Annotated in this window: 8 protein-coding genes; 5 read left to right on the top strand and 3 right to left on the bottom strand. The window is 35.2% G+C overall.

What is annotated here, in order from left to right; translation table 11 throughout:
• The first annotated feature begins 3 nt into the window (after nt 1–3).
• On the top strand, nt 4–1917 hold the full coding sequence (locus SJY09_RS09985; RefSeq protein ID WP_396635574.1) for an OmpA family protein: 1914 nt from the start codon (nt 4–6) through the stop codon (nt 1915–1917).
• A 21-nt stretch (nt 1918–1938) separates the two neighbouring features.
• Here the strand turns inward: SJY09_RS09985 and SJY09_RS09980 are convergent, their stop codons facing one another.
• Both SJY09_RS09980 and SJY09_RS09975 read right to left on the bottom strand, forming a co-directional pair.
• Entirely contained in the window at nt 1939–3192 is a 1254-nt protein-coding gene (locus tag SJY09_RS09980; RefSeq protein WP_396635573.1) for an NRAMP family divalent metal transporter, read from the bottom strand.
• 21 nt (nt 3193–3213) lie between these two features.
• A complete protein-coding gene (locus SJY09_RS09975; protein WP_396635572.1) occupies nt 3214–3849 on the bottom strand; it encodes a vancomycin high temperature exclusion protein in 636 nt (211 codons plus the stop codon).
• Between the two features lie 274 nt (nt 3850–4123).
• Here SJY09_RS09975 and SJY09_RS09970 point away from each other — a divergent pair, with 274 nt between their 5' ends.
• Nucleotides 4124–7543: a methylmalonyl-CoA mutase family protein gene (locus SJY09_RS09970; RefSeq protein ID WP_396635571.1), complete on the top strand. Its 3420-nt coding sequence runs from the start codon at nt 4124–4126 to the stop codon at nt 7541–7543.
• A 193-nt stretch (nt 7544–7736) separates the two neighbouring features.
• On the opposite strand, the gene SJY09_RS09965 is transcribed toward SJY09_RS09970, so the two are convergent.
• Nucleotides 7737–8339, bottom strand: a complete 603-nt coding sequence (locus SJY09_RS09965; RefSeq protein WP_396635570.1) for an RNA polymerase sigma factor — start codon at nt 8337–8339, stop codon at nt 7737–7739.
• Nucleotides 8340–8560: 221 nt separating this feature from the next.
• Between SJY09_RS09965 and SJY09_RS09960 the strand changes: the two genes are divergently transcribed.
• The 3 genes from SJY09_RS09960 to SJY09_RS09950 all read left to right on the top strand — a co-directional run bounded on the left by SJY09_RS09960 (nt 8561) and on the right by SJY09_RS09950 (nt 14721).
• Nucleotides 8561–9706 (top strand): FecR domain-containing protein, encoded by a 1146-nt coding sequence (locus tag SJY09_RS09960; RefSeq protein ID WP_396635569.1) that lies wholly within the window; start codon nt 8561–8563, stop codon nt 9704–9706.
• A 229-nt stretch (nt 9707–9935) separates the two neighbouring features.
• Nucleotides 9936–13154 (top strand): TonB-dependent receptor, encoded by a 3219-nt coding sequence (locus SJY09_RS09955; protein WP_396635568.1) that lies wholly within the window; start codon nt 9936–9938, stop codon nt 13152–13154.
• 10 nt (nt 13155–13164) lie between these two features.
• On the top strand, nt 13165–14721 hold the full coding sequence (locus tag SJY09_RS09950) for a RagB/SusD family nutrient uptake outer membrane protein (RefSeq protein ID WP_396635567.1): 1557 nt from the start codon (nt 13165–13167) through the stop codon (nt 14719–14721).
• Nucleotides 14722–14756: the final 35 nt, after the last annotated feature.

Below are 14756 nucleotides of genomic sequence, written 5' to 3'. Positions count from 1 at the left end.
GATATGAAATTTAAACTACTTATCGTATTTCTTCTAGTGATCTCCTCATCTCTTTTAGCTCAAGAGAAAAAATCAAAGGGAGACAATCTTTTTTATGGTTATCAATATGAGGCTGCTATTGAAGCATACAATAAAGAAAAAGCTAAAACACCCTTAAAAAACAATCAGGTTCTTAATTTAGCTGATGCTTACTTTAAGACCGGAAAATATGACGACGCTTCTGAATTATATATGCAAGTAAACAAAAACGATACTATAATGTCTGTACATCGTTTTAATAAAATGCTTCAAAGCTTATCGAAAAACACGGATAAAGAAAAAGTAAAAGCTTTTTTAAAAACGAAGTCATCGCTCTTAGCTACAGAATTGTTAGAAAACGCTGAATTTAATTATGAGCTTTTAGCAGCTTCGGGAGAATCGAGTGATGTTAAAATTATCAACTTGGACATAAATACTCCTCAAGGGGATTTTTCCCCAGCATTTTATAAGGAACAACTTTTGTTCAGCAGCGGTAGACCTCAAAAATCTAAGGATGTTTACAAACCTTCGGGAGAGTCCTATCTAGACATTTACTCGGGTAAAATAGAAATAGACGGAAATATATCCAGTAGTGCCCCTTTTACTAAGATTCCAGAATCTAAATTTCATAAATCTACTCCTTATTTTTCGAAAGAGTTGAAGAGGTTTTTTTATATACTTTCCAACACGCAAGGAGGAGATATGGCTTTTGATGATAATGGGAAAAACGCCTTAGCTATAGGGATGCTCTATGAAAATGGTGATTTTCGATTTTTATTGAAGGATTTAAGTACTTCATTCTACTACCCATATTTTGATAGTGAAACCGATAGGCTATATTTTGCCGCAAATTTTGAGAATAGCTATGGCGGTACAGATTTATACTATGTTTTTACCAATAACGGACAAATTATGTCGGCGCCCATAAATCTGGGACCTAGAATAAATTCACCTGGAAATGAAATAGCTCCTTATATACATAATGGTAGCTTATATTTCTCTTCTGATGTATTTTATGGTTTGGGTGGCATGGATATCTATAAATCAAATGTTCTAAAAGATGGTTCCTTTAGTATTCCAGTGAATATAGGAGAAGGAATTAATTCAGTAGCGGATGATTTTGGGTTTATTATAGAACAGAATAGTGAAAAAGAACTTATTGGTTATTTCGCTTCTAATCGACCAGGGGGTAAAGGAGGCGATGATATCTATAGTTTTAAATTAAAAAAGACCCCGGGATTGAAGACTTTTGCCCTAAAAGGTAAAGTAGTAAATCTTTCTTCTAAAGATGGAATAACTAAAGCACAAGTTAGGTTGTTAAGTAGAGAGGGAGAGGTCTTGAAAGAAACTTATTCAGATGATGACGGTAGTTTTGCTTTTGAAATTCCATGGCAAAAGCAAGTTACTATTCAAGCCACGAAGGACCGCTATTCAATTTTTTCTGCAGCTTACTCAGAGGAAGGAATGGAAGAGCTTCAAAAAACTTCATATAATATGGGTCTAGCCATGTTAGATGATTTAATTGAAACTAAGGAAGGTAAAAAGGTATTAAAACTTGGTAAATTTTATTTTGATAAGAATAAGAGCACGGTAAATGCTAATATTACCACTGAGCTAGATAAAGTCGTAGACGCAGTCAGTAGGTTCCCAGAGTTACAACTTAAGATAGAAACACACACAAATAGCAAAGGTAGTACCAGTTATAATAAGAAACTCTCTCAGAAGAGATCAGATGCTATAAAGATTTATCTATTAAAGAATGGTTTGTCTTCTTCAAACATTATTGAATCTGTAGGGTACGGGGAGGAAAAAATAAAGAATAATTGTACCAATGGTGTGTACTGTTTAGATTTTCTCCATAAACAAAATGAAAGGACGCTTATAGAGGTGGTCGAATAATGATAAAAAGAGAAGCCCTACTCACGAAACAATTACAATATAGAAATAGTAAATAGAAAAACAGGATAGTAATAAAATCCCTGCATATGTAAGTATTTGTAAATTTCTATTTGGACGATGTTCCTTGGATACGTCCGCACTCATTACATTTTTTAGGTTCATATAACCTATTATGGGTGCAACAACGAACGAAACAAAAGTGGCCAAGGCAACTAAATTCCCCATATTAGCGGAAAACGCAGCAATAACAATGAAGTTTACTAATGCCAATAAAAGAACAACCAAGGCGAAGTTTTTCCTACTTTTTATGTTTTTAATAGCTGGGGTCAATAAATCTATAATATCCAAGCTTACCCTGCTTACGGCATCATGTGCCGTCATACATGTGCTGAACATTGTAGCAAAAGCAGATACTGCTATAAATATATAAGCCCATGATCCAATGTGCGTAGTAAATAATTGTACTACTTGGTCGGCAAAATTAACGGCGTTATTACTTAATATGGTATTGGTGCCGTAAAGCGTAAACCATCCGATTATCATAAAGAATAGAGCCAGGATGCCGGTTAAAATATATCCAATATTAAATTCTTGAAGCGACGCTTTTAAGGAAGGTTTTTCTTGGTTTTTCCATTTTTCAATACTCCAAAGACTAACCCAGCTAGAGGCTTCTACCGTAGTAGGCATCCAACCCATCAATCCTATTAAAAATAAAATCCCTACCTCATTAAATAGTGGAGTAGGCGTAAAATCGCTAACTGGTTTCGCTTGACCTTCAGCTACAACTAAAACCGTAGTTATGATTAATGCTAGGAACAAAATGCTTACCACAAACTTTAGGCTTACTTCTAAAAATTTATACTTCCCGATAATTAAAAGTGCACTAATAAGGGCAAAAAGACCTAAAGCCACATCACTAATCGCATATTCGGTTACTTTAAATAAGTTAATAAAAAGACCGGATGTAACCGTATATAGCGCCGCAAGTATGGTAAACGTGGTAATTAAGGTAATAAAAGCGTAAAATAATAAATAACCCTTACCTCTCTTTAGGTAACCTTCTATTAAAGTCTTGTTGGTAACGCTGGTATAGCGCACACCAAACTCAAAAAAAGGATATTTTAGAATGTTGGCCAAGATTATCGGGATGGCCATCATCCAACCGTACTGAGCACCCGCCTTTGTTGATAGAACAAGGTGAGATGTTCCAATTGCCATGCTAGCAAATAAAAGACCGGGACCTAGGTTTCTTAGTAACGCTTTTGTTTTGGACATAATTTTCAGTAAGGTTGGTTGTTATTGGATTAAAACTTTTTCACCATAAAATCTGGGCTGCGTTTTTAAGGCTAAATCTAAAAACACTTTTACCCGCGCAAAATATTCTCTGAACTGTATTTTTAAACCAGCTTCTAAAGAAATGTCTTTCGCGTTATAACCTATCGCATTTAGTCCTTTTTTAGCTGCTAGATAAATAGCCCTCTCGTTATGAAACTTCTGAGAAATAATAGTTACTTCTTGAAGCCCAAAAACGATTTTAGCCCTAAAGACAGAATCTAAGGTTCTAAAACCGGCATAATCTAGAAAAATCCTTTCTTTTGGAATACCAGCACTAATCAGGTCTTTTTTCATCGTAGTAGGCTCATTATAGTAGACACTGCCATTATCTCCACTCACCAGAACATATTCAATCTTACCAGCCTTGAATAGCGCCACGGTAGCTAGTATCCTATTGGAATAGTAAGGATTCTGTTGGCCTCCTTTTAGTTTTTTAGATGTTCCAAGGATTAACCCAACTTTATTTTTAGGGATTTTTGAAATAGTGCTATATGTTTTTCCCTCAGCGAAAGAATTAATCACATAATTAGAGAGTACCAATGAAAACAAAGGTAAACCAAGCATCAAGAGAATAAGTCTTGTGATTTTTTTTCGCATTGGTGATGAAATAGGTCTTATAAAGGTAGCAAAATGACTAGAGTTTGACGGGTTTATTATGTAGCAGTCTTTTTTTAAATATGCTATGTTCAGAATTACATTTACTACACCGATTTTCGTAAATCTTTTTGCTTTATGGTTTCAATTCAGTAAAACTGTTAGAAATTAGTCATCGTTTTCACTGAAACCGTCATTTATTCATAGTCATACTGCAAATCTAACATGATGAAAATACTTAAATTTGAGAGAAGGCCTCCTGTTTAAATACTTCACTATGAAACATATATCAGTTTATAAGCCAAATAATAAGATTAGGATTGTTACTGCAGCTTCTCTTTTTGATGGGCACGATGCCGCTATCAATATTATGAGGAGAATTATCCAGGCTACCGGAGTAGAAGTTATTCACCTTGGTCATGATCGCAGTGTAGAAGAGGTTGTTAATACAGCTATTCAAGAAGACGTTAATGCTATTTGTATTACGTCTTATCAGGGTGGGCATAATGAGTATTTCAAATATATGTATGATCTTCTAAAAGAAAAAGATAGTCATCATATAAAAATCTTTGGAGGTGGTGGTGGAGTAATACTTCCCGAGGAGATTAAAGCTTTAATGGCCTATGGAATCACAAGATTGTATTCGCCGGATGATGGCAGGAAGATGGGTCTGCAGGGCATGATAAACGACCTAGTAGAAAAATCGGATTTTCCAATTGGGGATTTGTTGAAGGATGAGGTTAACGAATTGTGTAGTAAAAGTAATACAGCTATTGCGCGTCTTATTTCTGCTGCGGAAAACTTTCCAAATAAAGCAAAAGACCAACTTCAAAAAGTAAAGGAACTGTCTCAGACTTCCGTTAGTCCCGTATTGGGTATTACCGGCACTGGTGGTTCTGGAAAGTCATCTTTAGTAGATGAAGTGATTAGGAGATTTCTTATTGATTTTCCTGAGAAAACTGTTGGTGTTATTTCGGTAGACCCTTCGAAAAGAAAGACGGGAGGAGCTCTTTTGGGCGATCGGATTCGGATGAATGCCATTAATAATAAAAGAGTTTATATGCGTAGTTTGGCTACTCGTCAATCTAACTTGGCCTTGTCAAAGCATGTAAACAAAGCTGTTGAGATATTGAAAGCTTCTGGGTTTGACTTAATTATTTTGGAAACTTCCGGTATAGGTCAATCGGATACTGAAATTATAGAACATAGTGATGTTTCCTTGTATGTAATGACTCCAGAATTTGGTGCGGCTACACAATTGGAAAAGATAGATATGTTGGATTTTGCCGATCTGGTCGCGATAAATAAGTTTGATAAAAGAGGTGCTTTAGATGCCGTCAGAGATGTAAAAAAACAATACAAGCGTAACCACAACCTGTGGGAAACAAAAGAGGATGATTTGCCTGTGTTTGGAACCATTGCATCGCAGTTCAATGACCCGGGAATGAATAGTTTGTATAATGCTATAATGCTTCAGATTACGGAAAAAACAAAATCTAGTTTTAAGTCAACCTTTTCTCTTTCTAAAAAAATAAGCGAGAAAATTTATGTTATTCCGCCCGCGAGAACCCGTTATCTTTCGGAAATAGCGGAGCGCAATAGAGCATATGATAAAACAGTTGAAGAACAAGCTAATGTTGCGCAACAATTGTACGGTATTTATAAAACTCTGGAGACCATTATTGGGCTAGAACCGTTGTTGGATGCAACAGGATTGGACCTACAGGAGACTACTACCGTTGAAAATGAAGAAACACGTGATTTTATACGATTATTATGTGCGACCTTTGATAGAACAAAACTGAATCTAGACCCCTATAATTGGAAAATCTTAATTGATTGGGGTGCTAAAAAAGCGGCATACGAGAATTCTGTATACCGATTTAAAGTTCGTGATAAAGAATTGGAGATTGCTACCCATACAAAGTCGCTTTCCCATTTAGACATACCCAAAGTAGCCTTACCGACCTTTGAGGCTTGGGGCGATTTGCTCCGATGGATTCTTCAAGAAAATGTTCCTGGAGCTTTTCCCTTTACGGCAGGTCTTTACCCATTTAAGAGAACGCAAGAAGACCCTACACGTATGTTTGCAGGTGAGGGTGGTCCGGAACGTACGAACAGAAGGTTTCATTATGTTAGTATGGGGCTGCCTGCAAAAAGATTATCAACGGCCTTTGATAGTGTTACTTTGTATGGTAGTGATCCCGACTATAGGCCCGATATTTATGGGAAAATAGGAAACGCGGGAGTAAGTATATGTTGTTTGGACGATGCCAAAAAATTATATTCAGGTTTTAACCTCGCTGACCCTATGACATCGGTGAGTATGACAATTAATGGGCCGGCACCAATGCTTTTGGCTTTTTTTATGAATGCCGCCATTGACCAACAATGCGAGCTTTATATTCAGGAAAATGGATTGGAAAGTGAAGTTGAGAAAACAATTTCGAAAATTTTTCAAGATAAAAAAAGACCCGAATATTACGGAGAGCTTCCCGAGGGGAATAATGGTTTAGGCCTGTTTTTGTTAGGAGTTACTGGAGACCAAGTGCTACCCCATGCTATTTACCAAAATATTAAGACAAGAACTTTGTCAGAAATAAGGGGAACGGTACAGGCAGATATTTTAAAGGAAGACCAAGCTCAGAATACCTGTATTTTCTCAACGGAATTTGCGCTCCGTCTTATGGGTGACGTTCAAGAATATTTTATTGCCAATTCGGTACGTAATTTCTACTCGGTCTCTATTTCCGGTTATCATATTGCAGAGGCGGGAGCCAATCCTATTACTCAATTGGCACTTACACTGTCTAATGGTTTTACCTATGTAGAGTACTATTTGTCCCGTGGAATGGACATTAATGCCTTTGGACCAAATCTATCGTTTTTCTTTTCCAATGGAATTGACCCTGAGTATGCTGTTATAGGAAGGGTGGCGCGGAAGATATGGGCAAAAGCGATGAAACATAAATACGGTGCTAACGAACGTGCTCAAATGCTTAAATATCATATCCAAACTTCGGGTAGGAGCTTACATGCCCAAGAAATAGATTTTAATGATATTAGAACTACATTACAAGCTTTGTACGCTATTTATGACAACTGTAATTCTTTGCATACAAATGCTTATGACGAAGCAATTACAACGCCAACGGAAGATTCTGTTAGGAGAGCCATGGCCATACAATTAATCATTAATAAGGAGTTAGGACTTACCAAGAATGAAAATCCCTTACAGGGCTCGTTTATTATAGAGGAACTAACGGATTTGGTGGAAGAGGCCGTATTGTTAGAGTTTGATAGGATAACGGAAAGAGGTGGTGTGCTAGGGGCTATGGAAACCATGTATCAGAGAAATAAGATTCAAGAAGAGAGCCTTCATTATGAAACGTTAAAGCACAATGGAGATTTTCCTATAATTGGTGTAAATACATTTTTAAGTTCTAAAGGCTCTCCTACTATCTTGCCCGATGAAGTGATTAGGGCAACAGAAGAAGAGAAAGAGAATCAAATTAAAACACTTAAAGAACTACACGCGTTTGCAGATAACGATAAGCTCTTAACTGATCTCCGAAAAACTGCTGTGACGAATGCGAATATTTTCGAAACCTTAATGGAAGTTTGTAAAAAGTGCTCTCTTGGTGAAGTAACTAGCGCTTTGTTTGAAGTAGGCGGACAGTATAGGAGGAATATGTAGTACTGGTTAATAGAATGAAGCTGCATTGTCATAAAAAAAGAAAAATCCAAATTAAAGAAGGGTAGTGTCGTATCCATTGGTAATAAGTACTACAAAAAACAGAAAATCCATCTGTGGCTATAATTCTGCACTAAGTTATTTCTGTAAGCGCCAAAAAGAGCTACGTTCACTATTTATTAGCAAAGGAAATTTTTTAACATTTGGCATTTAATTTTTGTCCAAAACCAAATAGCAAAAAAAGTATAATATCAGTTTTACTTCCAACATTTTTACGAATTGTCGAAAAAGCTATATTGATATGTCTTTCAATGGTATTTTTGGAAATATTTAAATATTCTGAAATTTCAATATTTGTTAACCCTTCCTTTTTACTTAGAAGAAAAACCTGTTTGCATTTTGGGGGTAGTTCTTGAATAGCTTCTCTAACTTGTAGAATTAATTTTTCAAAAGCTTCTTCATCTTTTTCCTCGATTACACTTTCAAGTTCTTCAATATACTTTTTTTCTAATGCGGTAACAGATTGATTTCTCTTGTACTCGTTTATGCATAAATTATATACAGATTTATACAAATAACTCTTAATAGAATAGTTTGAATTTAAATTACTCCGTTTTTCCCAAACCTTTATGAATACATTTTGGACTACATCTTCAGATAAAGAAATATCATTTAATAAGCTATTTGCGTATACACAAAGTTTATGATTATAGGTATCTACTAAATAAGCATAGGCACTAGCATCACCTTTTTTTAGGCGTACAATTAAATCAATATTATTGTAAGATTTTTCTTTCATTAAAGTAGAAAATGCGCTAATCATCAATTAGATAATTACGGCGAAAAGATTTCTAATCATTAGCTTTTTAAAAGTATAAAATAATATTAGCGCAGCTAATATATCAATTTCTGACAAAAAGGAATGTAAAATTGTTAAAATCATAAAAAAAACCAAAAAAAATTGGTGGTATAGCAAAATGGCTTTGTAATATATATAGAGTGTTGTTAACTACATAGTAAATGTCAAACATAGAAAAACTCATTATTAAATACCTAAACAACTCCATATCAAAGGAGGAGTGGGGTATTTTGAGTTTATGGGTTGAGCAAAACAGAAATGCAAAAGAGTTTAAAGAATACCTAAGAGTTAACTACGCAATTGAATATATTATGAGAGAATTTAATACGGAAAAGACTAAGAATTCTTTGTTGGAAAAAATAAAGAAGGATAAGCGTGCCGTAATTTCTTTGAATATAAAAAGATATTTGAAAGTTGCTGCTGTGGTAGCTATGGTTTTGAGTATTGGCTATGTTTTTAAACAAGATTTTAAATTCAATAAGACTAAAGAAATTGTTGCTCCTAGTGAGGATACTATAATATTAGAATTGGAAAATGGAAACTTTGAAGTAATCTCAGAGGGTGAGGTTACAGAAATAAAAAATGCCGAGGGTGAGGTAATAGGTACTCAAAATGGAAATAGATTAAGTTATAATAGCATCCAAAGCGACAATGAAGCTTTAGTATATAATCAATTAAAGGTTCCATTTGGAAAAAGATTTGAATTGGAATTTTCTGACGGGACTGTTGCTCATTTAAATGCTGGTTCTTCTTTAAAATATCCTGTTAATTTTTTAGAAGAAGGTAAAAGAGAAATTTTCTTGGTAGGTGAAGTTTATTTAGACGTAGTTAAAGACGCTAACCGTCCTTTTATTGTGAATACCTCGGATAATCTAGATATTGAGGTTTATGGTACACAATTTAACGTGTCTAACTTTCCTGAAGACAAAACTACAGAAGTTGTTTTGGTAGAAGGTTCTGTGGGAATGTACGTTGCCGAAAATGACGAAACTTTAATTTTAGAACCAGGTTTTAAAGGTAGTTTTAATAGACGACAAAAAAATATAACTACTAAGCCTGTTATAACGGATGTATATACTTCATGGATTAATGGTGGGTTAGTTTTTAGACAAATAAGTCTAGAAAATATCCTAAAAAAATTAGAAAGGCACTACAACGTAACTATCACTAATAATAATCTAGAATATGCACAAAAACGTTTCAACGCTAATTTTGGGGATGAACCAGTAGAAACTGTTTTAAAGTATTTTAAAAACACCTACGGTATTGACTATACTATTAACGCTAACCATATAGAAATTAATTGAATTAACTAATTGACATTGCCAATGAGATAAAGTACTAATTAACATTACCAACTTAGAGTAAGGTTGTATATCACTTTTAGTATAAAAAAATCGGAAAATGCTCGAACATTTCCCGATTTAGAAAAAGTGATTAAACCAAAATTTAACCACATTAATACACTGTAAAATTATGAAAAAACTTCTAAAACGAACGAAGTCAAAAACTTCGTTGTTTAAACTTGATTTAAAAATGAAAATTAGTGTGATTTTATTGTTGACCAGCATTTTTGCTTTACAGGCAAATGACAGCTACTCACAACATACTAAAGTCACTCTAGATTTAAATAATATTACCATTGAGCGTCTTATAGATGAAATTGAAGATAAAACCGAGTTCAGGTTTCTTTATCTAATAGAAGATGTTAACCTTAATAGGGTTGTGACTGTAAAAGCTAAAAAGGAAAAGGTAAATACAATACTGGATCAAGTTTTTGGTGGAACACAAACAACCTATCAAATTTATGATAGACAAATTACTCTTGTCAAAAGAAAAGTGCCTGTCGTAGAAAAATTAGCTAAAGTGAAAGTTCAAAGTGCTGTATCTGGTACAATACTTGACGAAAATGGACAACCTTTGCCTGGTGCTAACATTGTTGAGAAGGGTACTACTAATGGTACGCAGACCGATTTTGATGGTAATTTTACTTTGGAAGTCGCTAACGCTGACGCAGTATTAGTTATTTCTTACATTGGCTATGCTACGCAAGAAGTAATAGTTGGTTCTGGAACGGTTAACGTGCAAATGGCCTTAGATTCTGCTAAGTTAGATGAGGTTGTATTGGTAGGTTATGGTTCAGTAAGAAAAAGAGACCTTACGGGTGCTGTTTCTACTGTAAAAGCAGAGGCTTTTAATAAAGGTGTTATTGCTTCGCCTGAGCAATTAATACAAGGTAAAACTCCGGGTATTCAGATTACTACAGATGGCGGCGAGCCAGGTGGTGCTGTAAATGTACGTATTCGTGGAACATCTTCTGTAAGGGCTGGTAACGGACCTCTTTATGTAGTAAATGGTGTGCCGCTAAATGGTATTGCAGTATCTCCTACTGGAGCTAACGCTGGTAGTAATGATAACGGAGCTGGTAATACAACTGCTAAAAACCCATTAAACTTTATTGATCCTAACGATATTGCTAGTATTGATATTTTAAAAGATGCATCTGCAACTGCAATTTATGGATCTAGGGGTGCAAATGGAGTTGTAATAATAACAACTAATAGGGGAAAGAGCGGTAAAGGTACTTTGAATTATAATACCTCTGTAGGATTCAGTAATATTACAAAAAAGCTAGACCTGTTAAGTGCAGACGAGTTTAGATCTTTTGTAGATCCTTCTCTTGATTTTGGTGCAAATACAGATTGGCAAGATGTAATTTTTAGATCAGCACAAACTACGCAACATAATATTTCTTATGGCGGTGGTAGTGAAGAAGGAAATTCTAATTATAATCTTTCTTTTGGTTATATGGAGCAAGAGGGTATTGTAGAAGGTAGTGGAATGGAAAAATTTTCAGGATCTATTAATACAACACACTCTTTATTAGAGGATAGATTAAGAATAAATACGTTTGCTATAGGTTCTAATGTGTTAGACGATAATCCTCAGATTTCTAACGATGCTGGTTTTACAGGTGACCTTTTAAGTGGTGCTTGGAGAGCAAATCCAACAAGACCAATATTTAATGGAGATGGTACATTTGCACAACCAGACATTAACGAGCGTAACCCTGCTGCTTTAGTTGGTTTAACAACGGACAAAACCAATACACTAAGAATTCTTGCAGGTATTTCTGCCAATTTAAATTTAACTGACAATTTAAGTTATAAGTTTAACCTTGGTGTAGATAGATCAAATTCTGAACGTAGAAGTGCATTATCAGGAGATTTGAATATTGCTAGGGTAGCTGGTTTAGGTCAAGCACAAGTAGCAAATGTATTAGCCAACGATTTACTTTTGGAGCATACATTAAACTTCAATAAGGATTTTGGAGAGAACAGTAGAATTAATGCACTTTTAGGGTACTCTTACCAAAGGTTTAGACTAAAAACCAGAAGTTTTAGTGCTACTAATTTCCAAACTACGGATTTAGGTATCATGCTAAACAATTTAGAATCAGCTCGATATAGCGTTAGTAATACCGGTAGAGGTGCTAGTTTTGCTTCTACAGATGAATTACAATCTTTTTTTGGTAGAGTTAATTATACTTTAAACGATAAATATATCTTCACAGGTACTTTAAGGGTAGATGGTTCTAGTAAGTTTGGTGAGAATAATAGGTATGGGTACTTCCCGTCTGCGGCCTTTGCTTGGAGATTATCTGATGAAGATTTTGTTGGTGACGCTTTTGATGATCTTAAATTAAGACTAGGTTATGGTATAACTGGTAATCAAGAAATACCGGGGGGTGCTAATTTGACTTTACAACGTTATGATAATAATAACTTACTTGCGGCTCCACAATTTGGTAACCCAGATTTAAAATGGGAGTCTACCTCACAAGTTAACATTGGTATTGATTATGCATTTGCAGACGCAAGAATTAGAGGTTCTATAGATTGGTACTCTAAAAATACGGAAGACCTGCTTTTTAGGCTAGAAGCAGGACAACCGGCTCCAAATCCTTTTTTCTTTGGAAATTTAGATGCTGAAGTGCGTAATTCAGGTTTAGAATTTCTTCTAGAAGCTGATATTGCGAGTAAAGATGATTTCTCTTGGACTTCTTCTTTTAATATCTCATTCAACCAAAATAAGGTTACTAAACTGGATAGAACTTTGCAAACAGGTGCGATTAGTGGTCAAGGTTTAACAGGTGCATTTGCGCAAGTTATTACAGAAGGAGAGCCACTTTATTCTTATTTTCTTGCAGAATGGGATGGTTTTGATGCTGATGGTAATAGTATTGAAACACCAGCTAGCTTAATAGGTAAGAGTCCATTGCCAGATTATGTTGTTGGTTTCACTAATTTCTTCAATTATAAAAACTGGGATTTAAACGTTTTCTTTTCTGGTCAGCAAGGAGCTTATATTTATAATAACAATGCAAATGCATTATTCTTACAAGGTTCTTTATTGCTTGGCGGAAAAAATGTTACACGTGATGTAGCGAACAGTAATGAGTCTGCAACTAACGGTAACGGGGTTTCTACTCGCTTTTTAGAAGACGGGTCTTTCATTAGATTGCAAAACCTTTCTCTAGGCTATAATTTAGATACAGAGAAATTTGATTTTATAGACAGATTAAGATTTTCTTTAACGGCTCAGAATTTATTTACCATTACCAATTACTCTGGTCAAGATCCTGAGGTAAATGTAGATAAAAGTATAAATGGTGTTCCTTCTTTTGGTATTGATTATTCTGCATACCCAAGAGCTACCACCGTTTCATTAGGTTTAAATATATCTTTAAAATAAAAAAAACACTATGAAAAAAGTATTAAGAAAAATCAGTATAATAGGGTTGTGCTCCCTTGGCATTGTTCTTGCCTCAAGCTGTACAGATTTAGAATTTGAAAATGAAGCATTCATTGTACCTGTTGGTGTAGGAAATGCTGATGAATTATTAGCGTCTTCCTATGGGCAACTAAGAGAGTTTGCTAACGAACGGGTGATTTTTGGATTATCAGGGCATAGTTCTGACGAGATTTTGGGACCTACAAGAGGTACGGATTGGTTTGATGGTGGCGTTTTTCAACAAATGCAACAACATACTTGGGATGCAAATCACGCATTTATTCAAACCTCCTTTAATGATCTAAACCTTGGAGTATTTAGAGCTACACAGGCAATGGTCGGCGATGGTGCTACACCACAAATTGTAGCAGAAGCAAAAACTGTTAGAGCTTACTTTTGGTTCCATATTTTAGATTTCTGGGGTATTACCTTAGATAGGGGAGCTGAACAGGGTATTGAAGTTAACCCAGTTGTGAGAAGTTCAGCAGAATCTGTCGCGTTTTTAATTGCAGATTTAGAAAGTGCTTTACCGGATTTGCCAGATACATCTAGTCCAAATAGAGTAAACAAAAATTCAGCCAGAGCATTACTAGCCAAATTATATCTAAATAAGGGTGTTTATGAAGCTGAGGATAGAAGTACAGGTAGCTTTTCTTTTGCAGCAGCTGATATGAATAAGGCCATTGAATATGTAAATGACATCACGGCATCAGGAAATTATTCTGTTTCTTCAGGAGTTTTAGGCTATTACAATACTTTTGCTGAGAGAAATGATGAACAAAGTTCTGAGTTAATTTTCTCCGTGCCGAGAACAGAATTAACAGATTTTAAAAGAAGATGGAACTATACGTTGCATTATAACCAAAAGCCTTCTGGCTGGAATGGTTTTGCTACCCTTTCTGATTTTTATGATTCTTTTGAAGATGATGATATCCGTAAAGGTGCAGAGTATAATAGTGATACTAACCCTTACACTAGTAGTACGGGTACTAGAGCTGGTTTCTTAATTGGTCAACAATTTGATGAAGCTGGAAATGCCTTAACTACAAGAGGTGGTGACCCATTAGCCTATACAAGGGATGTAGATTTTGCGGTTAATACTGAGGAAAAAGGTATTCGTGTTTTAAAGTATATACCAGATTTTTCAGGAGGCGTAGATAATGCGGACGACCCCAATAATAGTTATGTGCTTTTAAGATATGCTGATGCTTTACTTAATAAGGCTGAAGCTATTTACAGAGGTGGTACAGATCCTAATGGGCAAACAGCTACAGATGTAATTGATGAGATTAGAGTAGCAAGAGGTCTAACTGCCGGATCATTAACACTTACAGATGATACCCTTTTGGCTGAAAGAGGTAGAGAATTATACTGGGAAGGTTGGAGAAGAAATGATTTAGTTCGTTTTGGTAAATTTTTAGATGCGTGGCAACAAAAGCCAGCTTCGGGGCCGGAAAGAATTTTATTTCCTATTCCTACTCCAGCTTTATTGGCAAACCCAGATATTACACAAAACCCAGGTTACTAGTTGTAACCGTGTTTTAATAAATTAGTTTGAGTTAG

Source organism: Maribacter sp. R77961 (assembly GCF_044594925.1).
Taxonomy (GTDB): Bacteria; Bacteroidota; Bacteroidia; order Flavobacteriales; family Flavobacteriaceae; genus Maribacter.
This window is presented reverse-complemented; position numbering and strand designations above follow the sequence as displayed.

Bases quoted from the DNA above. Each gene is read 5' to 3' on its own strand.
- SJY09_RS09980 (WP_396635573.1), bottom strand. From the start codon at position 3,192: ATGTCCAAAACAAAAGCGTTACTAAGAAACCTAGGTCCCGGTCTTTTA.
- SJY09_RS09950 (WP_396635567.1), top strand. From the start codon at position 13,165: ATGAAAAAAGTATTAAGAAAAATCAGTATAATAGGGTTGTGCTCCCTT.
- SJY09_RS09960 (WP_396635569.1), top strand. From the start codon at position 8,561: ATGTCAAACATAGAAAAACTCATTATTAAATACCTAAACAACTCCATA.
- SJY09_RS09970 (WP_396635571.1), top strand. From the start codon at position 4,124: ATGAAACATATATCAGTTTATAAGCCAAATAATAAGATTAGGATTGTT.
- SJY09_RS09955 (WP_396635568.1), top strand. From the start codon at position 9,936: ATGAAAATTAGTGTGATTTTATTGTTGACCAGCATTTTTGCTTTACAG.
- SJY09_RS09985 (WP_396635574.1), top strand. From the start codon at position 4: ATGAAATTTAAACTACTTATCGTATTTCTTCTAGTGATCTCCTCATCT.
- SJY09_RS09975 (WP_396635572.1), bottom strand. From the start codon at position 3,849: ATGCGAAAAAAAATCACAAGACTTATTCTCTTGATGCTTGGTTTACCT.
- SJY09_RS09965 (WP_396635570.1), bottom strand. From the start codon at position 8,339: ATGAAAGAAAAATCTTACAATAATATTGATTTAATTGTACGCCTAAAA.